Below are 26,693 nucleotides of genomic sequence, written 5' to 3'. Positions count from 1 at the left end.
CTCAATATCCGTTCAATCTCTCGACGAAGTTTAAAACAGCTATTGGACAAACCAAGAAGTTTTCAAAAATCAGGAAGAACCCGGTCATAGGTATCTTTCCGCCTATTACCATTACAGCGGTTAATGAGAGAAATCAATAAGTTTTCTACTTGTTCAGCTACTTATTAAGCCTTTACATTGTCGCAAAGAAAAAAATAATTCTGGTGCCACTGCTATATCATTCTGAGTCGCTGTGGTCATCCCATGAGATAATATGATTCCCCACAAAAGTGGTGCAGAGATAGATCTTATCTAACTAGCAGGTGGACACCCCTACTTTGACTGTGAATCGTAACAACTGCTTCAAAAGGCCATGCTGTCGATCAGCACGAATTGGGATACCATACTTCTAAATCTTTAAGAAGCTATGCATAGGAGTAGGAAAAATTTCTGCTCCTGAAACCACTTCACCACACAAGAAAAACATAAGATAGATAAAGGATTTTCCAAAGCCCAGAAGTACGTTGAAAAATTTTTTGTTCGCTGCTCTAATTGGAAATCGTGATAGTTTCTACTTCTTGAGCTAGTTTTGACCACTGTATACAATCCCAAAGGTAATTTTAGGTGCATTATGTATTAATACATTTTAAAAAATATTCCTTTTTGTTGCAAAAACATTAGTAGACTTTTGAACACTTATTTCAGATGGAATATATTTTAATGTACCACCGTCCTCTATCAAGTATATTTTATATCCATAATCAATTAGTAATTTTTGAAGTTCTATATCAGAAAATCCTAATTTTGATAAGCCAATAGGGTTAATTTCTAACATAATATCCGGCGCATTGGAAGAAGAAAGGAGATTTTCCGCTCCTTGAAAAGCAAGCATTTCTGCTCCTTCGATATCTGATTTAATAAAATCTACTTTATCGATTTTATTTTGTTTAATATAATCATCTAAACGAATCGTTTCCACTTTTTCTTGCGCATAAACATGTTCAAACTGTTGCATAAACGATTTCATTCCACCATGCTCGTCAGAGTTAGAATACAAAGTCACATAACCATTATTATTTGAGACAGCTAGTTGGTTTGCTACCACATTCGACAATCGATTTAAATGTATATTTTCTATTAATTGTCTGAAATTTTTACGATCAGGTTCAAAAGAATGAACCATTCCATTTATCCCCACTCTTTGAGCAAGTATTAAAGTATAATAACCAACATTCGCTCCTAAATCAACAACAGTTTGACCAGCTTGAACTTTTCTTAATAAAAATTGAGTTTCGTTCTTCTCATAATACCCATAATTATAAATAGTATTTTGAATAAACTCCCTTAAATTAAGCTTCATTTTAAATTCAATATCATCAAATTTTACATTATGAACAACTGGACCTGCCGGAATATCTTCATAGTTATAATAATAACGTTGCCTTACCTTCCAATAAAATAATGGATCAAAATCATCCATATTGTATAAAACAAATGCCTTCGAACGTAAACCTAACTTTTCTAACTCATGCAAAATTTCTTCTTGAAAGGAATATGAAGAAACAATAATATACTTAATATAATCAAGCAAATTACGAGCTTCTTGGATAGAATAAACTTTTACTCCCATAATTTGTTGATGCTCTTGATAACTAGAAATAATTCCTTGAATATAATGAAAGGAAATATTTTTCTCATTAAGAAAGTTGAGCAAAGCGATAGTATGTTCTCCAGCTCCCCAAATCATCACTTTATCTCCAAAGTCTAACTGTTCAAACAAATTTAATATTCTTTTTTGTATCTTATATCTTTCTATCATAGACTTATTCCTTTCTTTCAATGATATTTTTATAAACTTTTAATATTTTTTATATATATCAATTAATCTTGGTAAAATAACATTCTTTAAATCATGATACTTCTCCACATATTTTCTACCTTGTTCACCTAGATAAACAATCTTTTCTTTGTCATTTATTAGATTCTCAATAACTTCTTCAAGATTATCCACCGTTGCAGATACGATAGGTAAATCGTTTGGATACCCTTGTTTAACAAAATCATTAATATAAGTAATAACCGGCTTTTTTAAAGCCATTGCTTCAATTGATAACATACCGTAAGTTCCATACAAAATATGATCAATGATAATATCTCCTTGTGCTAACTCTTTAAGAAAATCATTATGATTGGGATTATCTATTACAGTAAACTCAATATCATTTCTTTTTGACAATAATTTCTTCATTACATCAATAATGTAATCTGTGCCTTTAAATTTTCTGTTCGTTGGAGCATGTATAATTTTCAACTTCCTATTCAATGATTTAGTAATTGGTTTGTAATCATAATTCTCAATACAATATTTACCTAAACTTAAATCTATTGGCAAAGGTAATATTTCAACATTATCATAGAATGGTTTTACATATTCGGCTAATTCCAAATCTTGTACAATTGCTGTTGGAATCCATTTAGCACAATTTTTCACATACTTTGTCACTTCATCTTCATTTACAAAAAAATCTTTATACATTAATTTCGCATACGGATTAAATTTTTCCAAAACACTTGGTAATCTTACATCTGTTCCATTATGATGCATGAATATTTTTTTTTCTTTTGATGATAGATAGGGTAAATCCTCTTGATCGTATAAAAATGTGTGAGCAAAAAAGAAATGGAAAACCTCGTATGTGTCTTTATGCTCTTCAAACAAATTTTGACGAATTTTAATCTTTTCCGGCTTTGTAAACATATTAATATCGAAATCAATATCTGCTTTTTCGAATCGATGATTTAAAAACGAAATTGATTTAGCACTGTGTCCAATTTCATTCATAGCTTTTGCAAATGTGGTATTTAAACCACAAATAGATATCAACCCATACAATATGTTCCAAATATTACTCACTCCTCTCAAACTTAATTAAAAGTTTAATCTAGGATAATTAAATTCCCTTTACTAATGTTCGTAACTCCTCCACTGTCAACCATTCTGTATTTGTATCACTTGTATATTTAAATCCTTCCGGCAAACTTTTTCCATATTTCACATATTCTTGTGGACACCATGGAAACTCAGGGGTAATGACATAATAATTATCAAACTCAACTGTATGTCTCGCATCATCTTCGGTAATCATCGTTTCATGAAGCTTTTCGCCCGGACGGATGCCGATGATTTCAATTTCTGCATCTGGTGCGATCGCTTTTGCAAGATCCACCACTTTCATGCTAGGGATTTTCGGAACGAAAATTTCCCCGCCTTTCATTCTTGCAAGGGAATCAATGACAAACTGAACACCCTGGTCAAGTGTAATCCAGAAGCGAGTCATCCGTTCATCTGTGATTGGCAGTTTCTTGCCTTCAGCAGACATTTTTTTAAAAAATGGAACAACGCTTCCACGGCTTCCAACCACATTTCCATAGCGTACTACGGCAAACCGAGTTTCTTTTTCTCCAACATAAGAGTTGGCCGCCACAAATAGTTTATCGGATGCTAGTTTTGTAGCACCGTATAAATTAATTGGCGCAGCCGCTTTGTCCGTACTTAATGCAATAACTCGTTTTACTCCCCGGTCAATCGCTGCCTCAATCACGTTTTGCGCACCGTAAATGTTGGTTTTTACCGCTTCAAATGGGTTGTATTCACATGCGGGCACTTGTTTCATTGCCGCTGCATGGACGACATAGTCAACGCCATCAAACGCGCGATATAGACGGTCTTTGTCCCGTACGTCACCAATGAAAAAGCGGATTCTTGGATCCGTATATTCCTGTGCCATTTCATATTGTTTTAATTCATCGCGGCTAAATACAATAACCTTTTTTACATCATATTCTAGTATTTTTTTTACAAACTTTTTCCCAAATGATCCAGTTCCCCCTGTAACAAGGACTGTTTGATTCCGCAAAAACTCCATAGCATAAACTCCTTTGAAGTAAAGTTACAAGTTTTTTAATATTGATTTATTATTTGATTTATTTTTTCGCTAAAATTACATTCCGTGAGATGTTCCGATTCTGAAATAATTTCAGAAATATGAGCGAAAGGCACACCTTGAATAACAGCGCCTTTCTCAGCTGTATTTTTAAAAATAACATGTTTCGTTTCGGCAACCTTTCGTTCAAACCATCTTCTATAAATAGATAGAATTGTTGTTGTTTTTACCATTGTGCCATCATTCGCAAGAACAGACAGCAAGTTTTCATTCGATACTACTTCTACTCCTGATGTCGAATGTAAAGCATGGCTTCTGTTTTTGCTATAAGCCAAATCCTGTCCTAACAACACAATTTCAGAGAATCCCATTTTTATTAAAATATCAAAAGCTGTTGTGGCAACTGAGCCACCGGTATCAACCAATTGACAGCCGTTTTGCTTGGCATACATTTCTGCTTTCGGATATCCCTTTTGAAATGCGGCAATCTTTAACCCTTTATGATGTCTCACTGCTTGGTAGCAAGCAGTTGACAAATAGATTAGCGGTTTCGACAAATCCAATCCTTCCAATTGTCGATAAACCTCATTTTGAGGGTCTGAGATCACAACAGCATGAGGTTCAATTCCTTTCGTTTTAAGCACTTTGTATGCTGAACCTACAGCTAAAATAAAATATTTCTTTCTTAACTCTTTCAATGCATCAACAGTCTTATCCAAAGAGGGCCCAGAAGATACTAACACTGCCTTTTTTCCCTTGAACAAGTCAAATAGTTTATCAACAGTTATATCCATATAGTTCAAATTGTTCCAGAAGTTTTTTTCCATTAAAGAAGAAAATCGATGAAAAGACATCTCTTTTATTTTGATTTCTTCTAATATTTGTTTTAATGGATTGTTATTGGGCAATGCTTTGACAAATGGATTAGGAATTAACCATTTAACTTTATATTCTAACAATTCATTTAAAAGATTATTTAATTTTGATATATCCTCCAAAAAATAAATATTTACATTAGGATGAGAAAGAATATCAGTTAAATCTAATGTCTCTAGTGCTGCTTTAAAACACGTTAAATAAGGCTCTATTACAAACACACGTTTATTTGGCTCATTTTCCAACAAAACTTTCACATGATATCCTAGTCCAAATCCAAACAAACAATAAACATTTACATTTGGATCTAATTGCGATTTTATAAATGTTTCGGCATCTCTCATTGGATTGTATTGGCTATATAAATATTGACCATTTAATATTAAAGTTGGGAGACCATTGATTTTGGATTCTTGAATACTAATTTCAATTTTATCATTTGCAGATTTTAATAATTGTTTTTTCAATTGTCCATTTTTAATTGAATTCATATTTTTTTTAAATAGACTCAATGCGGATCTTCCTCTATCATGCGAAATCTCTTTTTCTTTGCTTCCTCAAAAAAGGGTTGTATTTCATATTCAAACATATCCGCCACGATGACATAGTCTTGACGCTCGATTCCATCATTGATTTCATGCAAAAATGGATTAATATTACTAAAATTAATATCAATAGTGTATTTGTGATTCTCCATTAACTCAACTACTTTTGTCAACCAACCCATTCCTTCACTGAATTGAACAATAAGCTCAATGGCCTCACCAATCTTATCTTCACGTAAATAATCTGCAATCGTTTGGGATCCTGCTGCAACTCTTTCAATATATTGATAAAAGCTTTCTTGCGTTTCATGAATGATATTTTCCATTTTCATCCCTCAATATCAAATGATTTCAATTTATTTTCAATTTTATTTTTTAAATGTTGGAAGAACGATCTCGAGTCGGAAGCCGCCTCTTTTAGCCTAGTATATAAATCCAATGAACGAGCAAAAATTCGCTGAAAAGTTTCGTGTTCCAATTCGTTCTCCTTTGGAAGATAGTTTTGGAAAGTATTTAAAACAATAGGCTGGGCAATTAAAGACATGAATCCCTCAGCAAAGATTTGTTTTAATTTTTCATCAATGTTGTCTAACTTTTTTAAAATCTGTCTTTCAAATTTTGTCTCTAGCCTATTTTGTTTTAAAAGCAAAATAGCATCTTGTAAAAGGCGCTCCACTTTTTGATGAGTGGCAATTTCATGATTAACACGGACTAAAAAATTTTCCCAATCATTTTTATTTTTCTCTTGTTCTGTAACTGCAACCATTGGCTGAGGATATTTATCCTTATCGACAAATTTTTGACAAAACTCATTAAAGGAAATTTGTTGAAAATGTTTTAATTTCACTCCACCTTCGGTACAATTGTAAATTCGTTCTGGTTTTTCAAAAGTTTGAATGAGTTTTTCGAAACTCTGCTTCATTGTGAAGAAGGGGTAGTCTGTTAAAACTTCATCTCCATGATACCCTTCTGTATAAAATAAGGCTCTTTGTTTTATAAAAGTTTCATCTATTTCTCGATAATTTTTATTGCTCTCCGCATGGGTTTTATTTTCTGTATAGGCTAGATCTTGACCTATTATAGCTACTGGTCCTGTCGTGATTAAATAGGCTATGTTTAAGGCAAAATTGGCAACGGAAGTCCCTCCCATAACCAAATCGATGTTTTTGTCTAATAACTTGCAAACATACTTTTGTATACCAGCATGTACATCAGGAATAAACACAATGGAGCGGCGATTATACTTATCAAGAATCTTTTCATGGTGCAACAATGAATAAATAATCCTTGCATTTTTTAATTGAACAGTTTCGAAATGTCTATAGTTGTTGATTCCCCCATCTATAGAAACAACAAAATCAGGTTCAATTTCATTTTTAAGCAACGTGTTGATGGTTGAACCTGAAGAAATCAGCACTACATTTTCTCTTACCTTTTTTAGTAAAGGTAACTGCTTTGTTAATGAAGGACCGCCAGAAGCAACAACAACCGGTAAATCATAAAAGCGTTTCAAATCCTTAAAAGGGATATCATTAAAAGCATAATACAAATTTGAAGTAATGTTCCTTTGCCAATCTTTAGAATACATTGTAAGAGTATTCATTTCTACTTGTTGCAAATATATTTGATCTTTTACAAATTTTAATATTTGCTCATAATAGGTGGAAGCAAATTTATCATAATTAGGGGAACAAATGACATGAATTCTGTTCATGTAGTTGTTTTCAAATAACTTATAGACTTCCTTAAACTTTTTAAGATCTTCTCCCTTAATTAGAATCACTTGTTTTAAATAATTGAAATTTTTTAATAATCGGTCAGCAATGGCTTCAATTGGTTCAATTACAATTAAAAATTCTTCTTCAGACAATCTATTGCAGAGCGATTTAACAAAATATCCTGCACCGCAGCCAAATAATATATGAAGATGGTTTTTTTTAAAATGTACATCAGCAAATTTTTCTGCTTCCCGGACCGGATTATATTTACTATGCAAATAGAAATCATTCACCTTTACTATTTTGTCTCCACTTTTCGCTATTTCGTCTGTAATTTTATAAACCATGATTAGCACCTCACTATAAATATCGTCGAAAAAGGTGTTAATCTTAATATTTTTTATAAAAAAGAAAACCAGACTTCATAACGAAGTCTGGTTGATAATTTTATTTTATCGAAGAAGCTGAAGTACACCTTGAGGAACTTGATTAGCTTGCGCAAGCATTGCTTGGGCAGCTTGAGAAAGGATATTGTTTTTCGTGAATTCCATCATTTCTTTTGCCATATCTACATCGCGGATTCGGGATTCCGCTGCTGTCAAGTTTTCTGAAGTAGCTCCCAAGTTGTTGATGGTATGTTCTAAACGATTTTGGATTGCCCCAAGTTTAGAGCGTTGAGTTGAAACTTTTTCAATCGCTGTATTAATAGATGTAATAGCAGAATTTGCATCTGTATTATTGGAAACTTTAAGAGCATCTACGCCAAGATCTGCAGCTTTCATACTGTCAATTGAAATTGTAATCCCTTGACCGCTGTTGGCTCCAATGTGGAATGTTTTATTAGTGAATGTTCCATCTAGTAATTTTTGAGTGTTAAACTCTGTGTTTTGAGCAATTCTGTTAATTTCTGATACAAGTGCATTAATTTCTTCTTGAATAGCAGTACGGTCAGCGGATACGTTCGTATCGTTTGCTGCTTGCACTGCCAATTCACGCATACGTTGAAGGATGGCATGAGTTTCTGTTAGAGCTCCTTCAGCAGTTTGAATTAAAGAAATGCCGTCTTGAGCATTTTTTTGTGCCATTTCCAAACCGCGGATTTGGCCGCGCATTTTTTCAGAGATCGCAAGACCTGCTGCATCGTCGCCAGCGCGGTTGATGCGGTAGCCGGAAGAAAGTTTTTCAAGGTTTTTTGCAGTTTGTGTGTTGTTAAATGAAAGTTGGCGGTAAGTGTTTAACGCCGAGATGTTGTGGTTAATTCTCATGATTTTTTCCTCCTTGAATTGTTGTTTTTCCACGTCCATGTGGTATGTAAAGAGCCGCGTCGGCCGCCGCGGCTCTTTACATGTTTTATATCGGATTGTTTTTTTGATGTTTAATAGGCTGAAAAGAAAAAATGGGACTTTTTTAATAGAAAAATAAAATGGTTGAACATCCTTGTTTGATTACGGTTTTTACAGCTTCAGACCTCAGGTTTATTTTTGTTGAGCTTTTCTTGAAAATGTTTTAACAGGTCAAGGTCGGTGCGGGAAGCCGCGCTGTTTTCTGTTTGAATGGCGTCATATATTTCCTTTCGGTGGATGTCGATTTGTTTTGGAGCTTTAATGCCGAGTTTGACTTGATCGCCTTCGATGGCGGTGATGGTAATTTCAATGTTGTCGCCGATAATGATGGATTCGTTCAGCTTTCTTGTTAAAATGAGCACGGCTTCACACCTCCTTCTGTTCCATAAGTGGATGCTTTGTTTTATAAGTAGTGCCTGTTAAAATCACTTGCTTGGCCCGTTTGTTTTTCTGGTTGATGATGATTGGTGCAAGCAGATTGGCGGTTGTGTTTTCGAACGGGTCTTCTAACGTTAAAATTACATAGACAGCGACATCTTGTTCCGACTCGATTTCCAGCTGCTCAATCGTCGCATCGTCTAAGTCGATAGCATAGTCTTTGAAAAATAAAAAAGGAATTGTCATGACAAAAGCAAGTTCCTTTGTGTTGACCGATTGCAAAATAAAAAATGGCGATTCGGCGCCAAATGGCAAAAGTACAAATTGCTTTTCATCTAAAAATCCCGGGATTCCTGATGGAAATTGGATGATGCTGTCGCTTGCGGCTTCTATTTCGCCATGATATTTTGTCTCTAGTTTCATGTTCTCACAACCTTCATATGTTCATTTCAAAGTTTTGTCCTTTAAAGGTGAGGTTGGCAAAGTCGATTTTTAATTTTTGGTATTGGGCGATTTTTATATCGACTCTGCCACGGTCGTAATGAATGATCGGCTTATTGGGAATGGCGCGAAATTCAGCCTTTTTCAAATGCCAATTAATATCAAGCTTGCTTGGTTCGTAATCAAAATTCACACTGAACAGCGATGGAATCCAGCCGACATTCACTTCATACATCGGGGATTCGCTGTTTTCTTTCGCTTGATCAGCCAGCGGGCTGCCGCCGTTTTCAATTTTCATCAGTTCATCTCCTTGCTCGGCGCGGCGGGCAATACCTTCAAGCCAAGCTTGATAGCCTTCCTCAGCTATTTTTTCAATGAAACGGAACGTGTCAGCTAAATTCCGGTCTTCCCACGCTTTCGTTTGATCGATAGTCAATTTTCCAGGCGTGCGGTTGATTTCCACCGCTACTTTCGCCGGCTGCAAGTCGACATCCGCTTTCGGCTGTTTGATCGACTGCTTTCCAGGAGTAGTGTTGATCGCAATTTTCGCCATTTGGCTTTCCATTCTGATTTGCGGCAGGAGCATTCCTCTCACCTCGACTGACAACATAAGTTTTAAACAGAAAAGAAATTCTCATCTTAACTCCGTTGGTGCAAACCAACAAACAATTTTTATTGGGTTTCAACTATTACGATACAATTAAAATTCCTCAATGATAGGAACAAACTATATACTAAGAACAATGCAAAATCTAATTAGCCGGGAATTGAAATTTCTTCGATAAAAACTGTGAACCCTTTAGAAGCAGGAAAACATGGGGCAAAAACAAAGTCATAACGATGAACAAAAAGGACCTTTATGCAGGTCCTTTCTCTCTCACATTATCGCAAAAAATCAACTAAGTTTGGCTGAATGATGCGGGCGCTGACAGCAAGCGCTGCTCTGTGCGCGCTTTCTTGCTCTTTCAAGTCGATGATGACTCGTTCAATGTCGGCATCTTCATTGTCTGACAAAATTTTTGTAGAGATTACTTCCTGTTGACCGATGCGGTTTTCCATCTGCTCGATCCGGTTGTAACGGGCTCCAAGCTCAGCCCGTTCTGCACTGAGAGCATCAATATGGTCATCAAGCTGGCCGAGCAGGTTGTCCAAGTTCGTTGTGTCGTTGTTTTCCAAAGCATTTTGAATGTCTTGAATTGTATCAAACAATGCTTGGTTAAAGACATTGTCAGGCGTTATATTCACTTGGATTTGAATGTTTTTTGAAAGCTCGATTTTAAACGGTTCATTGTTGTTATTAACGACAGGCGGGTCACCGCTGACAGGCGCTGAGTCTGTTTTCGTTCCATTAAAAATATAGCGGCCGGCCACTTGTGTGTTGGCGACAGCAACAAGGTCGTCTTTAATTTGTTTCAATTCGCGGGCAACCGCATCACGTTCGTCTTCTGAATTTGTACCGTTTTTTGCCCGAATCAAAAGCTCGCGTATTCGTTGCAGCCCTTGGTTGGCCTGTTCTAATCCCGCTTCAGAATTTTCGATCCAAAGGTAAGCCTCTGATAAATTTCGTTTATATTGTTCAACTTCCTTTAAGTTAGTCCGATAGTACAATCCTTTCATTGCTACAACGGGATCTTGGGACGGGCGGGTGATTTTTTTTCTTGTCAACATCTGATCTTGATATTTTCCCAGCAGCTCATAGCTTTTACTTAAATGGCGGAGCGAGTTTTGCGCAAGCATCGATTGAGTGACACGCATATGCTGCACCTCTCTTTCATTAAATAAATTTTTTGTATGAATTCATAACGTGCAAATAGTACATTTCTTATATGATTTGCACTTCATCGCCTTATTTCATTTCATACATTCTGAACCCGACAATTTTTGCTTTCATTTTCCGATATGGTTATTCAACAGTCAATTTTACTTTATCTCCCGACCAGTCCCATGCCGTTTATGATTCGGTCTAAAATTTCATCCTGCAAAGTGATCATTCTTGCTGCGGCGTTGTACATATGCTGGAATTGGATCATGTTTGTCATTTCTTCGTCTAATGAAACGGAGCTGACGGATTTGCGGCGTTGTTCAACAGATGAAACTAAAGTTTCTGAATTTTCCTTCATCCGCTCCGCTTCTTGTGTCATAACAGCCATTTCACCGATAACAGCTTCAAAATAACTTTGAAACGAAGTATTTTTTACTTCAGCAAGCTTCAGCGCATTTTGGGCGTCGCCGATTTCTCCTGTAGCAGAAGCTGCAATTCGTTCGCGATTCATATCATCCGATACTTTAATGGCAGCCGCAGCGCCTTTAGGAGAGCTTAAACCTCCGAGATCAAAGAAATCGCGCTGTGTTTGAACGCCGTTGTTTATGTCCTCAAGGCTCCATCCGTTTCTGTGGACAGTGTTAAATGCGTTCGCAAAATCATATGCCATTTGATCTAAATCTGACATCATGCTAGGATAGATGCCGCGTTCAATCGTGCTGCCTATGTTCGTATAGCCGTGCGCCTCGATTAAGCCTTTTAAACTTCCATTGATGTTTAAATTTTCAACAAAATCGTCTGCCCCTATCATTCTTCCACCAACAGAAATAGATTCGATAAGACCGTTCGTCTTGGATTCATTGAGGCTAAATTGTCTTACTTTGTATCTATTTCCGTCGACAAGGGTGATTGGCGGTTCGAAGCCAGCGAGCTCGACAGTTACTTTTCCTTCGGCTACTTTCAAAGCGTTGCCTCCGCTTTCAACCGGCGTCACTTTAATATCAATATACGAAGAAAGCTCATCCAATAATCGATCGCGCTCATCATACAAATCGTTTGGCAAATAACCATTCGGTTCTACTTCGCCGATTTGTTTGTTAATTTGGTTGATTTGCTCAAGCAAAGAGTTGATTTTCGTTGTTGCGACATCGAGTTCGTTGCGTAAATCTTTCTGATTATGCTTTAATGATTCCGCCAAATAATTGAACGTTTCTGTAACAGCTCTTCCGCGCTCAAGGACAACAGAGCGGGCGCCCAGGTTGGAAGGATTGGCCGCCAAATCTTGCAGCGATTGCCAAAAGCTATCCATCGTTTCGTTCAAGCCTGTCTCGTTCAGCTCGTTCATCACATCTTCCATTCTCGATAATGCGTTGAATCTAGAGCTCCAGTAGCCAAGCTTAGAATTTTCGCCGCGATATTGTACATCAAGATAGCGGTCGCGGATCCGCTGCACTGTTTGTGTATCCACCCCTGTTCCAAACTGCCCAGGGATATCAGCTCGAAAACGGCCTGGTGTCGGATACGCTTGCTTTTGCACAAGGTTTACCCTCTGCCGCGAATATCCAGGTGTCTCGGCATTTGCTACATTATGTCCAATTGTATATAAAGCGCTTTGTGCGGCATACAATCCGCTTCTAGCCGCTTCCAGTCCAAAAAATGTTGATACCATTGCGAATTCCCCCGTTAAATTTTTGAATCAAACCATGAACGCCGTTTCGATTGCTTCGATTCTTGATTCGGATTCGTGTAATTCGGCGATGCTTCCTCCGGCATGAAAAGATCAAGCGTTAAATTCACAACCTGCAATGCTTGCAATGCCAGTTGTTGATTGACAAAATTCGCGTTTTTCAAATTAGCCAATACGTTTGTCAATTTTTCTTTTAGATTTATCAACCGTTCTTTATCCTCATTTTCCGCTTTTTCAATACAGGCGGAAATCGTTAAATCGTCTTCTCTTTCTAAAAAGCAAGCCGCTGCTTTGATCCGTTCCTTTTCAGCATTTTCAAGCTGCATTACATATTTCTGCTCTTCCTTTAAAAGCTGCATTAATTGATTAACATCATCTTTTTTCAGCAAATCCGTTTTTTTTACTGCCAAGTTATATAATTGTTCATGAATGATTAACTGCTTTTCTAAAACGTTAATTAAATTGGCAAGAGACACGAAAACGTCCTCCCCGCAAAATTCAATAAAATCATATTTACCGGGCTTCGTTCCGAACATTGACAAGGTGATCCAAAGCCGGAAATGAAAAATGATTTTTTGTTGTAAAGATGAAGATGCTAAAAATACAGAAATGTACAATATAGTTGTCCAGCACATTTTCATTCTGTTCCAAATCAAAAATCGAAACAGGCTGCTTCGTACGCAACCAAAACAAAAACCGAAACGGATTGACACAATTTATTCTTCATTTTTTTTCTTATAAAATTGGATCATGCTTTTCGCGATCAGGTCTGGGGCGATTTTGTAAGTCCCGCTTTCAATTTCTTTTTTTATCGCCTGCACTTTTTCTTGGCGCTGAAGATCAAAACCGCTCGTCTGCTGAAGCTGTTTTGCCTGCTTGGATATTTCCACTCTATCTTTTTGGACTTCCACTTTCATCTGCTTGCTGGCATCCATTTGCTTTTGATAAGGATTAACGTTTGATGACCGATAGCTGTGAATCTTCATGGACACCGCCTCCTTTCCTGCTCTAATGGAACGATTGTTTCAGCTGGAAATCTATCTCTATATTCATTATCGGATCGATAGAGGGATTTGTTAACGTTTTTCATTATTTTTCGGTTGGATAGCGTAGTATGTTTGCATCTTCTCTTTCTCCTCCTGAAACTGCTCTTCTCTTTCCATTTGCTCAATTTGAGACTGTATTTCCTTTTTGCAAGAAACACAAAGTTTTCCCTCGCGAATAAATTTGCCGCACCGTGAACAAGGATAACCAAGGTTCGGGAAGTTCGCCAGTTGAATGCGTCCTTGATGAATAAACTTCAGTATTAAGTCCTCTTCCACTCCTGTTTTTTCCACAACTTCAGTAATGGTCGATCTGCGGTTTTCCTTTTTTCTCAAAAAGTTATATACTGTTTCAAATGCCTTTTCTTCCTCTTGGTAGCAAGCATCACATATTGAACGAAGCCGCGTTTTGACAAACAAGGAACCACATTTTGGGCAGTTTGCTAATTCCCCCATAAAAATCCACCTTTCAAAAATCTTCCTATTATTATTATTTTATATCGGAAAAACGGATTTGTCATTTAGCTGCGGACAAGCGTAAATGATTCGACACTTTTCGCACCAGCGTTCATCAGCTGCTTTGCAGCTTGGCGTACCGTTGCGCCTGTTGTGTAAATGTCATCGATGATAACAATATGTTGACCATGTACTTGTTTTGGATCTGTTACAGTAAACATATTTTTCGTCTTCATTCGGTCGATCCGTGATTTTTTTGATTGTTTTGCTGCATCTGTTTTGCGCAAAGGCTCAATAATCGGAAGCTGAAGGAGCTGGGCCAATAATTTTGCTTGATTAAACCCGCGTTCCAAAAGCCTTTCTTCACCTAATGGGATGGGAACGAGAATCATCGATTTGTCGAAGTGATGGCGAAATGCTTTCACAAAAGGTTCGGAAAACATCTGCACCAATATCGCATCCCCGCGGAATTTAAACCTAGCAAGCACTTCTTTCATGAATTCATTATATTGAAAAACAGAGCGGTTTTTCTTTATCACTCCATGATAGTCAGGATGCTTTTCCCAAGCCGCGCAATCAGTACAATACTCGGCTTTTTCGCTTTGCCTCCCGCACATTGGACAAATGGGGCCTGATATAACGTTTAGCTTGCTGGAGCATTCTTCGCATAAAACAGGGTCTTTTTCGAGGAAAAAAAGCCGCCTCCAAGTCAAGCGGACATCTATACTTTTAAAACAATAAAGACATCTTCCCATATTTCGCATCAAGCCTTCCTATTATCACATCGTGGGTTTTCTGAAACAATTCTTGCGCATTCTGCCAGGCTGACAAGAAGAGATGTCATTTGCTGCCGATCAAAAAATTCCGCTCTTACATATGTAATTTTATCTTCACTCGTTACATAACGGGGCTGAACTCTATTTAACACTAGAGCTAAAACATCATTGCGGCAAGTTGGGCACGTGCATTCCATATGAAATTGGTCAATATATTCATCTAGCAATTCTTCCATAATTTTTTCCAGAGCGTTTACTATCATGTCCTCACCCCAAATATATGATCTCTAATCTGTATTATATTGGATCATACTGGAAAAAGGAATTTCTTTTTTCAGCCAAAATTGAAAATATTTTTCCAACTTTACACATTCTGTATCGTTTCCTTCATTTTCTAAATACTAACGCTTTAACAAATCTTCCTTTGCCGCTTCCCGATTCATAGCAAGAATATGGTGTTTCGCTGCAATCATTTCATTTGTTTTGCCATAATGGAAAAAGATAACGGAGCCTGTTGGATTGTTCATGCTCCGCCCAACACGGCCGGATATTTGAACAAGGGCACTTTCTGTAAAAATGGTTTCTTCTGCTCCTAAAACAGCTGCATCAGTTCCAGGAACTGTTACACCCCTTTCCAAAATGGTAGTTGTGACAATGATCGGAATCCGGCCATTTCGAAATGCCCGAACCTTTTCTTTCCTTTGGGGATCTTCGGCATGTACTCCTTCAACCGCTGAATTCAATTTTTTTAGTAACGGAACGACATCATGAAGCACTTTGATTTCCGGTACAAATAGAAAAGCTTGTCTTTCCTTTTGCATTTGTTCGGCTGCCCATGTGATGATATTTTTCGGCAGCTTTCCTTTCTCCAATCTTTTTTTCCAATTGCCGCACCATTTGAATTCAGGAACAGGTAGGGGATAACCATGGTATCGAGCAGGGATTTTCACAATTTCGGAAGGCTTAAAATGCCGCTTAATTGATGAGGAGGGAGTCGCAGTTAAATAAATAAGGGAGCTGTTTCGTTTGCGTGCTTTTTCAACCGCAAATTGCAAAGCAGAATCTACAGAATATGGAAAAGCATCCACTTCGTCAAGAATCACCACGTCAAAGGCTTCTTTATACCGAAGAAGCTGATGAGTCGTTGAAATGGTAATTGGGCTCAGCTTCAAACGATCTTCGCTTCCTCCGTAAAGCACTGCCACATCGATGCTCGGAAAAACGTTTTTCAAACGCGGTCCAAGCTCCAAAACAACATCCGTACGCGGTGCAGCAATGCAAACAAATAGCCCTTTCTGCAAAGCTGTGTTTATGCCGGCAAACAGCACCTCTGTTTTTCCTGCTCCGCAAACTGCCCAAATGAGACAGTCTGTACGCTGCAAAACGGACTCCGCAATCCGGTCAGATGCTCTTTTTTGCGCCGGAGACAGTTCACCATCCCATTGCAAAAAGTTTGTTTGATCCGATTGGATCGAATGTTTTTCCTCCTTCTCTCGTCTTGGAAAACTAACAAGCTTTGAGCATTCACTTACTCGCCCCATCATGATGCAGTTCCGGCAATAATGACAAAACTTTCCGCACTTTGCACAGTCAAAGCCTGCAAATAAAAAGGGCTGATCATTTCCACATCGATTGCAATAAAAAAAACCGGATTTTTTCACAACACCTTGTTCTATTTCAACGAAGGGGGCATTTTGAACGGCATCCATTGAAAACGGGAGCTCATTTGAAAGGAGATGTCTTCCGAGAAGATGTTTTTGGAGATCATGATCATGATCATGCATATAAAACCTCCGCTTGTACATACCATATTGTTTCTTACTATTATTTTTACCTTATATTTTCTGAAAAATCAATATATTTAATCGATTGATCTTATTGCTTTTCGTCCAAATGAAAGATGCTAGATGAATCATTTATATCCTTCATTTCTGTAAAAAATAAAAGGTGCTTTTTGCACCTTCAGATGGTCAGACACCGTTCCATTTTTTGGTGAATCGCACCTTTTCTCGTTTTGAAGGGGAAGTTCTTTTAAGAGGATGGATACAGCCATTTATCACAATGGGTTTAACGTTTTCTTGCAATTACTTTTTATACCAGCAGAGACCCATAGCTCCCTCTCCTAGATGAGTTCCAATGACAGCGCCAAAATAGCTGATAATAAATTCAGAATTTGGATATTTACTTTCGAGCTCCTCTTTCATTTTTTTGGCATCCTCCGGCCTGTTGGCATGAATGACAGCCGCCCGCACCGGATGTTTGCTTGCAGCTTCGTCAAATAATTGATAGATACGTTGGATTGCTTTTTTGCGCGTACGAATTTTTTCATACGGCACGATCACTTTATCAACAAAATGAAGAAGAGGCTTCAGTTGCAGCAGGTTCCCTATTAAAGCTTGAGCTCCGGTTAATCGTCCGCCGCGCTGAAGATGAGAAAGATCGTCCACCATAAAATAAGCATCCATTGATTTTTTAATTTCATCAAGGCGAGCGATGATCTCTTCCGGTTTTTTCCCTTCCTTTGCCATTTTCGCTGCTTCAATTGCATAGAATCCCTGAGCCATACAGCTTATTTCCGAATCGTAAGGATATACCTTAATGCTGTCTACCATTTGACCTGCTGTGACAGCACCATTGTAAGTGCCGCTGATACCGCTTGAAAGATGAATGCTGATGACTGCATCATATTCTTTCGATAAGCTTTCAAACAACTCGACAAATCCACCAACTGGCGGCTGAGAAGTTGTAGGCAGCTCTTTCTGGCGCTTTATTTCTTCCCAAAAACTCTCTGCTGTCATATCTATCTCTTCACGATAAGACTCGTCTCCAAAAATAACGCTAAGAGGAATCATATGTATGCCATGCCTCTTTCGAACTTCTTCAGGAATGTAAGCAGTACTATCTGTTACAATCGCAATTTGCATCATGTTTTTCCTTTCCTTTTAATAATTTCATTCTCTCCTTTATAAGACTATTTTATAAAAAATGCAAGCTTTTATCATTAACTTTGCCGGATTTCCATGAAACTGCAAGAGGATGAAAAATTTTTTAGCTGCTTCAAAGTCTTTATACTGCCATTTATGCGGATTTCGTTTTGTCGATCGGCTCATTACGATTTTCGTTGAGGTTATTCTTATGAGGTCTACACCTTTTTAAAGGATTTTTGAGCAGCTTAAACGGAGTTTTTATGTGGATTTCAATTGCGGTTACCAATTTTGCTGCATTTTTTCTTGTTTCTGAGCAAACCGGCCTCTTCCCAGCGCCTGTAGTTATTTGAAGAGGCCGTTATGCTTCCTGTTGATACATTTTCACCTAAGTTGATTCTACAAAACCGGAACGTTGAATGTAATGCTTCCTATGATTCATTCTCGTAGCTTCTGATCAAAACATTTCTCTGGTCAGGATCCGAATAGATTGACAAGTTGCCAAATGATATTATGTTTCCAGCCGTAATGAAGAAATGCAATTGAATTCATTTATCATCGCTGGACAATCAGCCAAGTCGGAAAAAACAATATAGATACACCGAGCAAAATTGGTATTTAGAAATCAATCTCACTTTCACGGTTTGACGATTCAAATCGTTCAAAATTAATCGCCATGGAAAATATGTAACTTTACTTAACTTCCACCCAGCCGTTTTTAATGGCAAGAACTACTGCTTGTGTTCGATCGTTGCAATTTAATTTTTGCAAAATGTTGCTGACATGGTTTTTCACCGTTTTTTCGCTAATGAACAGCGTTTCACCGATTCTTCTATTGCTTTTTCCATCAGCAAGCATTTGCAAAACTTCACACTCACGTCGGGTTAAAATATGAAGAGGGCGCCGGACTGTAGCTGGAATTTGTCCATTATTGGCTGATGACAGACGGCGGAACTCATTGACTAGATTGTGAGTTACTTTTGGATGTAAATAGCTTCCTCCCTCTGCCACGATTTTAACTGCTTCTACTAAAGTGTCAGCATCCATTTCCTTCAATAAATATCCTCTCGCTCCGGTCTTCAAAGCATGTATCACATAATTTTCATCATCGTGGATCGATAATATAATAACCTTCGTATCTGGATATGAATTAACCAGCTGCTTAGTAGCTTCAACGCCATTTACACCAGGCATATTAATATCCATAATGACAACATCCGGCATATAGCTTTCAACAACTGTTAAAGCTTCACTGCCGTCATAAGCTTCCGCAACCACTTCAAAATTAGGCTCAAAATCAAGAATACGTTTTATACCTTCCCGAAACAGCGCATGGTCATCTATTATGACAATTTTAACTTGATTATTCATTTACAATCCTCCCCATTATTATTTTTTCAGTGATGTATGCATGAAGTCAATCAGACCATTTCTCTATTTCATAGATTAGTAGGCAATTGAATAATAATGAACGTTCCTTTTCCGGGTGCAGAATGGACTGCCATTTTCCCATTCAACAGCTCCACTCGTTCTTTCATTCCCATTAAACCGAATGACTCCTTTTTTTCTTTAAACACTTTCTTTACATCAAAGCCTTTGCCGTCGTCTTTTATTGCAACATTTACTTGGTTTGGACGGACTTCAAATTTAACGTCAATTTGCTTTGCTTCCGCATGCTTCAAAGCGTTCGTTACAGATTCTTGAACTAACCGGAACAAGGCCACTTCAAATTTCGCCGGAAGCCGTTTTTCTTCCACATCACTGATGTTTTGAAAATTGATTTTTATGTCTTTTTCATATTCTTGAATAGTAGAAAGGTACTTTCTAAGTGTTGGAATGAGACCTAAATCATCCAAAGCCATAGGTCTTAAGTCGTATATAATACGCCGAACCTCAGATAACGCATTTCTCACCATTATTTTCAAATTTTGAACTTCCTGAAACCCTTCTGCAGTCCCTTTTTCCCGAAAAACTCGTTCAATCAGATCAGAGCGCATCAAAACATTTGCAAGCATTTGAGCTGGTCCGTCATGTATTTCACGTGACACCCGTTTCCGTTCTTCTTCCTGCGCTTCTATAATTCTTAAGCCAAAGGCTTGTTTTTTCTTTGCATCTTCCAGCAAATCGCCAACCTGCCGCAAATCTTGGTTTAAATATTGCAGCACAACAGTAATTTGACCTACTATGACCTCTGCTCGTTCAATCATTTCTTTTAATGATAAAAGCCGGCGGTCCAATTCATCCCGCCGTTTTCTTAATTGTTTTTCTTTTTCTTGGAGCATGGCCAGTTCAATTTGAATATTTTGCGCTTTTTCATAGGCATTCAAAATATCTTGTTCTGAAAACTTGTTGAAGTTGCGGCTGACTTCCACGAGGCGCTGCCGTGCGATTTTCGATTGAATCGTCAGCTTATCGGTTTGCTCTATCACCTCACTTACTTGCTCTTTCACTTCTTCCAATTCTTCTACTATTTTCTCATACTCTGTGCGGGATTTTTCACCGATTTCAAAAATTTGATCTTTGCTTGATTGGACGGTTTCGATCATTTTATTTAAAATATCGTCTATTACAGCAGAATCTATTTTTTTGGAGTTCACAGCCTTTTCCTCCATTTTAAAAAAGTTGTTACAAAAACTTTATCAGTTCATAATTGAAGTAAAAATTTTGTCGTTTTATAATATTCTAATGTGAGTGTTTTTTTATAAAAAAAGTCGATTTTTGTCAAAAAAAGTTATGCCGTTTTGTTTCTTCTGCGGAGGTGATACACAATGCTTTCCTCCTATTATACCGTAGCTGGCTTTGGAGAGCATGAAATCGTGATTCAAAAATCACGATTTATCTGCTATATTAATCGTGCCAAAACTGAGAAAGAAGCTCAAGAGTTTATTGATACAATCAAAAAAAAACATTGGGATGCCACACATAACTGCTCCGCATATTTAATTGGAGAGCATGACCAAATTCAAAAAGCGAACGACGACGGAGAGCCAAGCGGAACAGCAGGAGTGCCGATGCTTGAAGTGTTGAAAAAGAAACAATTAAAAGACACTGTCGTTGTTGTCACCCGTTACTTCGGCGGGATTAAACTCGGCGCCGGCGGGCTGATCCGTGCATACGGAAAAGCTGTTTCAGAAGCCATTGACCACGTTGGCATCATCGAACGCAAGCTAATGAAAATTATTCGCACTACGTTCGATTACAGCTTTCTCGGCAAAATCGAAAACGAATTGCGCTCGTCTGTCTATAAGCTGAAAGACATCTACTATACCGATCATGTGGAAGTTGAAACATATGTAGAGGAAGGCCGGGTTCAAAGCTTCAAAGACTGGATGACCGATCTCACCAATGGGAAATGTGTGATCAAAGAAGGCGACTTAGTATATTTGGAGGAGAAGGTTAAAAACTAAATTTAAAAAACAAGGAGTTAGACATGAATAGAAGAACGAGAAAAAAGAAAAAGAAAAAAAAATTAAGAGTCTTTGGCTGTTTATTTTTAATCCTGTTTTTAATTGCTGGCGGTTACGCCGTTTATCTATCGATCAAATTAGCTAATGCTTCTTTTCTAGCACAAGAAGATCTGGAGAGAGGAAGGAAATCTGAATTAAGGGAACAACCAGTTGATCCGAAAAAAGATAATTTTTCGGTGTTGTTCATTGGAGTCGATGCGCGGCCAGGTGAAAAGAAAAGCCGATCTGACGCCTTAATCCTGGCATCATTTAATAAAGATGAAAAATCGATTAAAATGGTCAGCATCCCTAGAGATTCAAGAGTGGAAATCCCAGGACATAATCTGGATAAAATTACACACGCCCATGCCTTTGGTGGAAAAGATTTAACGGTTCAGACAGTTGAAAACTTGTTGAATATACCCGTCGATTATTATGTAGAATTAAATTTTAAAGCCTTTATTAATATTGTTGATGCCCTTGGCGGCGTTGAAGTGAACAGCGACAGAGAATTTACTGAGCAAGATAGCAAAGGGCGAAAGAACGCCATTCATATTAAGAAAGGTGTACAAACGTTAAATGGCGAAGAAGCTTTAGCATATGTCCGAATGCGCAAAAAAGATCCATTAGGCGATATCGGAAGAGGCAAGCGGCAGCAAGAGGTTATAAAGGCAATAATTAAAAAGAGCTCATCCTTATCGGCTATCACGAAATACGATGATATTATCGACTCTTTAGGGAAAAACTTAACAACAAATTTCAGCATTGGTAATGTCTTAGCGCTGCAAAAATATTCCGGTTCCATCAGCAGCATTGAATCTTTAACGATTGACGGGCACGACAATCCGATAAATGGAACTTACTATTACCAACTGGAAGAGGATTCTTTGGAAAAAGTTTCAACGGAGTTGAGAGAGCATTTGGAGTACAACGCCATGCTGTCATCAAACCTAGATCAATGATTTCTGTATGAATCAGGCGGGAAGCCTGATTTTTTATTCCTGTAAATGATCATGTGCAAACAAAAAAAGAGATTCGTAATGGAACAAAAATTCATTACAATCTCTTCTGCTTATTTATCGGTTTTTCATATTTTCAACTTTTATTTCTCTAAACAGCTTTAATATCGGTTTGTAATTTGAACCAATTAATCCTGTTATCTCAACCACCAATTCAATGGCAATCAATAAAATCGAAATGACAATTAATGAAACCCACATTGTCGCTTGCGAAAAAATGATGGCTACTCCTCCAAAAATTGCACTCATTGTATAAATGATTAAAACAGTCTCCCTATGTCCAAAACCTAAATTTAACAAACAATGATGAAGATGTGATTTATCAGGAGAAGACAATGGTTTTTTCCTCACGATACGGCGAATAATAGCAAAAAACGTGTCAGAGATTGGCACGCCTAGAATAATAATTGGTACAATAAATGATATAAAGGTGACATTTTTGAATCCCAACAATGAAAGTACAGCAATCATATATCCTAAAAATAATGCTCCAGTATCCCCCATGAAAATTTTGGCGGGATAAAAATTATAGACAAGAAACCCTAACGTACTCCCTAACAAAATTAAACACATGCCGGCAACGAAAAAATCCCCCATAATAATTGCCATCACAAAAATGGTAATGATCGCAATGGATGACACTCCTGCTGCCAATCCATCTAAGCCATCAATAAGGTTGATCGCATTTGTAATCCCGACAATCCATAATAAAGTAATCGGTATCGTAAAAATTCCAAATTCGATCTGGCCTCCAAAAGGCAAATTAATAAATTCAACATCTAAACCATGATAAATGACAATGGATGCAGCTAATACTTGTCCTAATAATTTAAATTTTGGAGATATTTCATAAATATCATCAATTATGCCGGTAATCACAATAATGAAGCTTCCAATTAAAATCGGGATGCTGTATTGGTTTTCCGGCCTTAAAAGTAAAAATCCGACCAAAAACGACATAAATATTCCTAATCCGCCAATTCTTGGCATTAACTTGCTATGTACTTTTCGATTATTAGGTTTATCAACAGCTCCGATTTTAAAAGCAAATTTTTTTATAATTGGTGTTATGAGAACAGAAACGACAAAACAAATGATCAAGGATATATATATCATTAAAATTTTCCTCCTCAACCCTTAATGTAACCACATCTCAAATCTCCATACGCTATAGGAACCGCTAGCAAAAAAATTCCACAACACCATTTTAGATTATACCACAAGTAGCAGACGATCAGCGCAAACCTTTGCACCTTTTCACATAATATCTAATATTTTTTTATAGGTACTGTAAATGCTTTCGGAAAATTTTTGAATCGAATAATTTTTAGAAGCTTTTAAATAAAGCCTTTCACCAAATTCTTTCAATTTTCCCCGTTTTTTTAATGCAGAAGCTTCCATTATAGATCTTTTTAATTTTTCATGATCGCCGATCGGGACAATCCAGCCTAAGCTTTTATCGGAAATTAAATGGTGAACACCGCCGACATTCGTTGTTATGACAGGTATTTTGGCTCTAGCCGCTTCTAAAATGACAAGTGGAAAACTTTCACTAAACGATGAAAGCAATAGTACATCTGCAATTGGCAAAATTCTCTCTACATCTTCTCTATAACCAAGAAAATGGACCCGGTTTTGCAACCCCTCTTTCACAACTTTTCGTTTCAACTCATTTTCTAACGAACCGCTTCCTATCAATAACAGATGGCTTGACGGACAGCTTTGAAGCACCTGTTTAAATGCTTTAAATGCTATAAGGTGCCCCTTTATTTTTTCCAGCCGGGCAACCATTACAATCACAAAAGCATCTTTGCTTAAATTAAACTCCTCCCGCTTATAGGGTGGTTCCAGCGTTTTCGAAAAATCTATTCCATTGAAGATCGTTGTTATTTTTCTTTCTTCGATTTGTAAATCAATTAATATTTTTTTAAAACGTTCGGAAATCGCAAAAATATGATCAGCTCTGCGAAAGGAGAATATATTTAAATTTGAAAGCATTTTTCCGATAAACCCCTTGGCAATAAAATCTTGTCTTGGGTCACTATGAACAGTCACAATCCATTTACAGGGAGTGAATAAGCGTACTAGTGCCCCTATTACATTTGCTCTCGGACCGTGGGTATGATACATATCGATGTGATGCTCACGGATAAATTGTACGATATTTTTTACGATAGTAATATCACATTTCGTTTTTTGTGGAAATAAAACTGTCTTTATCCCCAATTCATTTGCTTTCTCAAGAAGCTTCCCTTCTTCAAAAACGCCTAGAATGAATTCGTCCCTATTGAATTCTTTCAATAATGACAAAATATGAACCATGCCTCCGCCTGTTTCATTTCCAGCATTTAAATGCAGGACTTTCATAAATTTAACCTCATCCTCACATTTTTTTTGAATTTTAACCATATAATTTTGATAAGAAACTGCGGCAATGCTATCATGCGCTTCCAACGGGAAGGTTGTTGAATGAGCCGATAAAGCCATTCAATATTTAATTTTTGCCATAAAACAGGTGCTCTTTTTACTTTTTCAGCCAAAACATCGAAACTGCCGCCAACACCAATAAAAACGCCTTTAGTAAACATTTGATAATATTTAGAAATCCACATTTCTTGTCTTGGAAAACCTAATGCAACCAAAATTAAGTCTGCATCCGAATGAAGAACTTTTTGTGCTATTTCTAGATCGTCCAATTGAAAATATCCATGATGATAACCGACTATTTGAATTTGCGGAAACCTTTCAGAAATTTTTTGAGCCGCCTTTTTTACAACTGCAACTTCTGCCCCAAGTAAAAAAATTTTTTTCTTCCGTTTGTTAATTTCACTTAACAAATCCATCATCAAATCAAAGCCAGCCACCCTCTCCGGCAAATAATCCCGTATTATCCGTGAAGCAATAATTATTCCAATTCCATCCGGTACGATATAATCTGCTGAAAGAACAGTTTTTTGATATTCAGCATCTTTTTGGGCATGCATAACAATTTCCGGATTGGCCGTCACAACAAAGCATTTTTCTTGATAATCCATTTTATCAATAAGCAATTTTGTTAATTCTTCTCTTTTAGTTTTTATAAAAGGTATTCCTAAAATGTTTACTTTTTCTTTCATAGTCATCCCCAAATTCTCATAACCCCTTCTTAGGAAAGTATAGGAATCATTTTATTCTTTTTTAACAAATCTTTTTCAATTGTACTTGATTATATATTTCAGAAACTTTCTTGGCTGCTTCAATATGCGAATATTCTCGTTCAATTTTTTCCCTTGCATGTTTAGCAAGATTTTGGCTTAATTGCGGATCTTTGAGCAATTTTATAATTGCTGCCGAAAGCTCCTCTGGATTTTTTTCTTCTACTAATAGACCATCCTTCTGATCATTAATTATTTCCTTCAATCCACCGACAGCTGAAGCTATGACGGGAGAACCAGATCCCATCGCTTCCAAGGCCGAAATCGATGTCGCCTCTTCTACTCCATAGGAGTGAACGCTGGGTATTAGCACAACATCAGCCGCGGAATAAAGCTGCATCATTTGGTCATGAGGAACAGAGCCTAGTAGCTGAACATGATGTTCTAATTGTAATTGTTGCACTTTTGTTGAAATATTTTCCATTTGCTCTCCTGTGCCAGCATAAACTAAAAACGTTTCTGGAAATATTTCTAATACATTAGGGAGTGCGAGTGTTGGATAAATGACCCCGTTTTTCTCCGTCAATCTTCGTGGTACAAATAAGATCTTCCTGTTTTCTGGAAGGCCCAAACGTTTTCGAACTTCTTGTTTATGATATAATTGCGGCTTAAATTCATTTGTATTGATAAAATTTTTTATAACGGTCGCTTTTTTATTTGTTTTATCAAAAATATATTGTTGAATTCTTGTGTCAACTGCTATTAAATGGTCCGCTTTTTCATATGCCTCCTTTTCAATCAGCTGAATATATTGATCTTCTTTACTATCCTTCAAAATTGCTCCCCTGCTGATCGCTTCATATGAAAAATATCCATGTACAGTCGCAACCGTTGGCATGTTTGTTTCAACAGCTGCAAGAGCAGCGTACACATCATGGCAATGGATGACGTCATAACGCTTTTTTGTTTTTTTCAATATCGATTTCAACATTTTTTTCCGTTGGCCATCATTGATCACCTGTCCTTTTCCTTTTTGAATCTTATTAAGTAAATATCCTGGCGCTTGTGCATAAATTTTTTTCAAAATGGGATTCATACTAGAAAATGACAATATATCGACGTTATGCCCAAGCTCTTCTAATCCATTTTTTAAAGTTAGAACATGTGTTGATAAACCACCCTCATGTGGAATGTCAAAAATTGTTGTCATTAAGATATTCAT

Annotated in this window: 27 protein-coding genes; 2 read left to right on the top strand and 25 right to left on the bottom strand. The window is 37.1% G+C overall.

Translation table 11 applies throughout. The annotated features are described in order from the left end of the window. Positions 1 to 625 precede the first annotated feature (625 nt). The 21 genes from RI196_RS02840 to RI196_RS02740 form a co-directional block, all read right to left on the bottom strand. Positions 626 to 1,798: an FkbM family methyltransferase gene (locus RI196_RS02840; protein ID WP_311066856.1), complete on the bottom strand. Its 1,173-nt coding sequence runs from the start codon at positions 1,796 to 1,798 to the stop codon at positions 626 to 628. Positions 1,799 to 1,837: 39 nt separating this feature from the next. Beyond that, entirely contained in the window at positions 1,838 to 2,893 is a 1,056-nt protein-coding gene (locus tag RI196_RS02835) for a glycosyltransferase family protein (protein ID WP_311066855.1), read from the bottom strand. A gap of 37 nt (positions 2,894 to 2,930) precedes the next feature. After that, positions 2,931 to 3,905 (bottom strand): UDP-N-acetylglucosamine 4,6-dehydratase (inverting), encoded by a 975-nt coding sequence (pseB, locus tag RI196_RS02830; RefSeq protein WP_311066854.1) that lies wholly within the window; start codon positions 3,903 to 3,905, stop codon positions 2,931 to 2,933. Between the two features lie 35 nt (positions 3,906 to 3,940). Next, positions 3,941 to 5,311, bottom strand: a complete 1,371-nt coding sequence (locus RI196_RS02825) for a motility associated factor glycosyltransferase family protein (RefSeq protein ID WP_311066853.1) — start codon at positions 5,309 to 5,311, stop codon at positions 3,941 to 3,943. Next, the gene (locus tag RI196_RS02820) at positions 5,308 to 5,670 is read right to left on the bottom strand and encodes a DUF8042 domain-containing protein (RefSeq protein ID WP_311066852.1); all 363 of its coding nucleotides are present in this window, start codon (positions 5,668 to 5,670) and stop codon (positions 5,308 to 5,310) included. The genes RI196_RS02825 and RI196_RS02820 overlap by 4 nt, the downstream gene beginning before the upstream one ends. Before the next feature lie 2 nt (positions 5,671 to 5,672). Beyond that, positions 5,673 to 7,409, bottom strand: a complete 1,737-nt coding sequence (locus RI196_RS02815; protein ID WP_311066851.1) for a motility associated factor glycosyltransferase family protein — start codon at positions 7,407 to 7,409, stop codon at positions 5,673 to 5,675. 105 nt (positions 7,410 to 7,514) lie between these two features. Then, entirely contained in the window at positions 7,515 to 8,327 is an 813-nt protein-coding gene (locus tag RI196_RS02810) for a flagellin N-terminal helical domain-containing protein (RefSeq protein WP_311066850.1), read from the bottom strand. 197 nt (positions 8,328 to 8,524) lie between these two features. Next, the gene (gene csrA, locus RI196_RS02805; RefSeq protein WP_311066849.1) at positions 8,525 to 8,767 is read right to left on the bottom strand and encodes a carbon storage regulator CsrA; all 243 of its coding nucleotides are present in this window, start codon (positions 8,765 to 8,767) and stop codon (positions 8,525 to 8,527) included. 4 nt (positions 8,768 to 8,771) lie between these two features. Next, positions 8,772 to 9,206 (bottom strand): flagellar assembly protein FliW, encoded by a 435-nt coding sequence (gene fliW, locus RI196_RS02800; protein WP_311066848.1) that lies wholly within the window; start codon positions 9,204 to 9,206, stop codon positions 8,772 to 8,774. Positions 9,207 to 9,219: 13 nt separating this feature from the next. Next, positions 9,220 to 9,789 carry a DUF6470 family protein gene (locus tag RI196_RS02795; protein ID WP_311067320.1) on the bottom strand — a complete coding sequence of 190 codons (570 nt, stop codon included), beginning with the start codon at positions 9,787 to 9,789 and terminating at the stop codon, positions 9,220 to 9,222. 317 nt (positions 9,790 to 10,106) lie between these two features. Continuing rightward, positions 10,107 to 10,979 (bottom strand): flagellar hook-associated protein FlgL, encoded by an 873-nt coding sequence (flgL, locus tag RI196_RS02790; protein ID WP_311066847.1) that lies wholly within the window; start codon positions 10,977 to 10,979, stop codon positions 10,107 to 10,109. A gap of 170 nt (positions 10,980 to 11,149) precedes the next feature. Next, a complete protein-coding gene (gene flgK, locus RI196_RS02785) occupies positions 11,150 to 12,655 on the bottom strand; it encodes a flagellar hook-associated protein FlgK (protein ID WP_311066846.1) in 1,506 nt (501 codons plus the stop codon). Between the two features lie 14 nt (positions 12,656 to 12,669). Next, complete coding sequence (locus RI196_RS02780; protein WP_066246862.1) at positions 12,670 to 13,149, bottom strand: flagellar protein FlgN; 480 nt, start codon at positions 13,147 to 13,149, stop codon at positions 12,670 to 12,672. A gap of 240 nt (positions 13,150 to 13,389) precedes the next feature. Then, on the bottom strand, positions 13,390 to 13,659 hold the full coding sequence (flgM, locus tag RI196_RS02775; RefSeq protein ID WP_063386297.1) for a flagellar biosynthesis anti-sigma factor FlgM: 270 nt from the start codon (positions 13,657 to 13,659) through the stop codon (positions 13,390 to 13,392). A 90-nt stretch (positions 13,660 to 13,749) separates the two neighbouring features. Beyond that, entirely contained in the window at positions 13,750 to 14,172 is a 423-nt protein-coding gene (locus RI196_RS02770) for a TIGR03826 family flagellar region protein (RefSeq protein ID WP_063386298.1), read from the bottom strand. A 65-nt stretch (positions 14,173 to 14,237) separates the two neighbouring features. Beyond that, positions 14,238 to 14,927 carry a ComF family protein gene (locus tag RI196_RS02765; RefSeq protein ID WP_066247014.1) on the bottom strand — a complete coding sequence of 230 codons (690 nt, stop codon included), beginning with the start codon at positions 14,925 to 14,927 and terminating at the stop codon, positions 14,238 to 14,240. 8 nt (positions 14,928 to 14,935) lie between these two features. Continuing rightward, positions 14,936 to 15,211 (bottom strand): late competence protein ComFB, encoded by a 276-nt coding sequence (comFB, locus tag RI196_RS02760; protein ID WP_063386299.1) that lies wholly within the window; start codon positions 15,209 to 15,211, stop codon positions 14,936 to 14,938. Between the two features lie 138 nt (positions 15,212 to 15,349). After that, positions 15,350 to 16,732 (bottom strand): ATP-dependent helicase ComFA, encoded by a 1,383-nt coding sequence (locus RI196_RS02755; protein ID WP_311066845.1) that lies wholly within the window; start codon positions 16,730 to 16,732, stop codon positions 15,350 to 15,352. A gap of 300 nt (positions 16,733 to 17,032) precedes the next feature. After that, positions 17,033 to 17,872 (bottom strand): fatty acid kinase binding subunit FakB, encoded by an 840-nt coding sequence (gene fakB, locus RI196_RS02750; protein WP_311067319.1) that lies wholly within the window; start codon positions 17,870 to 17,872, stop codon positions 17,033 to 17,035. A gap of 693 nt (positions 17,873 to 18,565) precedes the next feature. Beyond that, positions 18,566 to 19,243 carry a response regulator gene (locus RI196_RS02745; protein WP_063386301.1) on the bottom strand — a complete coding sequence of 226 codons (678 nt, stop codon included), beginning with the start codon at positions 19,241 to 19,243 and terminating at the stop codon, positions 18,566 to 18,568. Positions 19,244 to 19,311: 68 nt separating this feature from the next. Further along, positions 19,312 to 20,469: a sensor histidine kinase gene (locus RI196_RS02740; protein WP_130158076.1), complete on the bottom strand. Its 1,158-nt coding sequence runs from the start codon at positions 20,467 to 20,469 to the stop codon at positions 19,312 to 19,314. 171 nt (positions 20,470 to 20,640) lie between these two features. On the opposite strand from RI196_RS02740, the gene RI196_RS02735 reads away from it, so the two are divergent. Together RI196_RS02735 and RI196_RS02730 are read left to right on the top strand one after the other, a co-directional pair. Further along, positions 20,641 to 21,279, top strand: coding sequence for a YigZ family protein (locus RI196_RS02735; protein ID WP_242009286.1), 639 nt, complete (start codon positions 20,641 to 20,643; stop codon positions 21,277 to 21,279). A 23-nt stretch (positions 21,280 to 21,302) separates the two neighbouring features. Continuing rightward, a complete protein-coding gene (locus tag RI196_RS02730) occupies positions 21,303 to 22,280 on the top strand; it encodes an LCP family protein (protein WP_144597244.1) in 978 nt (325 codons plus the stop codon). Between the two features lie 114 nt (positions 22,281 to 22,394). Here the strand turns inward: RI196_RS02730 and RI196_RS02725 are convergent, their stop codons facing one another. The 4 genes from RI196_RS02725 to RI196_RS02710 form a co-directional block, all read right to left on the bottom strand. Next, positions 22,395 to 23,453: a glycosyltransferase family 4 protein gene (locus RI196_RS02725; protein ID WP_144597242.1), complete on the bottom strand. Its 1,059-nt coding sequence runs from the start codon at positions 23,451 to 23,453 to the stop codon at positions 22,395 to 22,397. Positions 23,454 to 23,594: 141 nt separating this feature from the next. Further along, on the bottom strand, positions 23,595 to 24,704 hold the full coding sequence (locus tag RI196_RS02720) for a glycosyltransferase family 4 protein (protein WP_066246874.1): 1,110 nt from the start codon (positions 24,702 to 24,704) through the stop codon (positions 23,595 to 23,597). Then, entirely contained in the window at positions 24,701 to 25,453 is a 753-nt protein-coding gene (locus tag RI196_RS02715) for a WecB/TagA/CpsF family glycosyltransferase (RefSeq protein ID WP_144597240.1), read from the bottom strand. Before RI196_RS02715 ends, RI196_RS02720 begins: the two co-directional genes overlap by 4 nt. A gap of 61 nt (positions 25,454 to 25,514) precedes the next feature. Beyond that, on the bottom strand, positions 25,515 to 26,693 hold the full coding sequence (locus RI196_RS02710; protein WP_144597238.1) for a glycosyltransferase family 4 protein: 1,179 nt from the start codon (positions 26,691 to 26,693) through the stop codon (positions 25,515 to 25,517).

The sequence above is a fragment of the Aeribacillus composti genome, from assembly GCF_031760945.1.
Lineage (GTDB): Bacteria > Bacillota > Bacilli > Bacillales > Aeribacillaceae > Aeribacillus > Aeribacillus composti.
This window is presented reverse-complemented; position numbering and strand designations above follow the sequence as displayed.

Excerpts from the sequence above, each read along its gene's own strand:
- flgL (WP_311066847.1), bottom strand. The coding sequence starts at position 10,979 with ATGCGTGTCACTCAATCGATGCTTGCGCAAAACTCGCTCCGCCATTTA.
- RI196_RS02810 (WP_311066850.1), bottom strand. The coding sequence starts at position 8,327 with ATGAGAATTAACCACAACATCTCGGCGTTAAACACTTACCGCCAACTT.
- RI196_RS02815 (WP_311066851.1), bottom strand. The coding sequence starts at position 7,409 with ATGGTTTATAAAATTACAGACGAAATAGCGAAAAGTGGAGACAAAATA.
- fliW (WP_311066848.1), bottom strand. The coding sequence starts at position 9,206 with ATGAAACTAGAGACAAAATATCATGGCGAAATAGAAGCCGCAAGCGAC.
- RI196_RS02755 (WP_311066845.1), bottom strand. The coding sequence starts at position 16,732 with ATGCATGATCATGATCATGATCTCCAAAAACATCTTCTCGGAAGACAT.
- flgM (WP_063386297.1), bottom strand. The coding sequence starts at position 13,659 with ATGAAGATTCACAGCTATCGGTCATCAAACGTTAATCCTTATCAAAAG.
- RI196_RS02715 (WP_144597240.1), bottom strand. The coding sequence starts at position 25,453 with ATGAAAGAAAAAGTAAACATTTTAGGAATACCTTTTATAAAAACTAAA.
- RI196_RS02770 (WP_063386298.1), bottom strand. The coding sequence starts at position 14,172 with ATGGGGGAATTAGCAAACTGCCCAAAATGTGGTTCCTTGTTTGTCAAA.
- RI196_RS02765 (WP_066247014.1), bottom strand. The coding sequence starts at position 14,927 with ATGGGAAGATGTCTTTATTGTTTTAAAAGTATAGATGTCCGCTTGACT.
- comFB (WP_063386299.1), bottom strand. The coding sequence starts at position 15,211 with ATGATAGTAAACGCTCTGGAAAAAATTATGGAAGAATTGCTAGATGAA.
- RI196_RS02725 (WP_144597242.1), bottom strand. The coding sequence starts at position 23,453 with ATGATATATATATCCTTGATCATTTGTTTTGTCGTTTCTGTTCTCATA.
- pseB (WP_311066854.1), bottom strand. The coding sequence starts at position 3,905 with ATGGAGTTTTTGCGGAATCAAACAGTCCTTGTTACAGGGGGAACTGGA.
- RI196_RS02730 (WP_144597244.1), top strand. The coding sequence starts at position 21,303 with ATGAATAGAAGAACGAGAAAAAAGAAAAAGAAAAAAAAATTAAGAGTC.
- flgK (WP_311066846.1), bottom strand. The coding sequence starts at position 12,655 with ATGGTATCAACATTTTTTGGACTGGAAGCGGCTAGAAGCGGATTGTAT.
- RI196_RS02820 (WP_311066852.1), bottom strand. The coding sequence starts at position 5,670 with ATGGAAAATATCATTCATGAAACGCAAGAAAGCTTTTATCAATATATT.
- RI196_RS02745 (WP_063386301.1), bottom strand. The coding sequence starts at position 19,243 with ATGAATAATCAAGTTAAAATTGTCATAATAGATGACCATGCGCTGTTT.
- fakB (WP_311067319.1), bottom strand. The coding sequence starts at position 17,872 with ATGCAAATTGCGATTGTAACAGATAGTACTGCTTACATTCCTGAAGAA.
- RI196_RS02710 (WP_144597238.1), bottom strand. The coding sequence starts at position 26,693 with ATGAATATCTTAATGACAACAATTTTTGACATTCCACATGAGGGTGGT.
- RI196_RS02795 (WP_311067320.1), bottom strand. The coding sequence starts at position 9,789 with ATGGAAAGCCAAATGGCGAAAATTGCGATCAACACTACTCCTGGAAAG.
- RI196_RS02735 (WP_242009286.1), top strand. The coding sequence starts at position 20,641 with ATGCTTTCCTCCTATTATACCGTAGCTGGCTTTGGAGAGCATGAAATC.
- RI196_RS02720 (WP_066246874.1), bottom strand. The coding sequence starts at position 24,704 with ATGAAAGTCCTGCATTTAAATGCTGGAAATGAAACAGGCGGAGGCATG.
- RI196_RS02840 (WP_311066856.1), bottom strand. The coding sequence starts at position 1,798 with ATGATAGAAAGATATAAGATACAAAAAAGAATATTAAATTTGTTTGAA.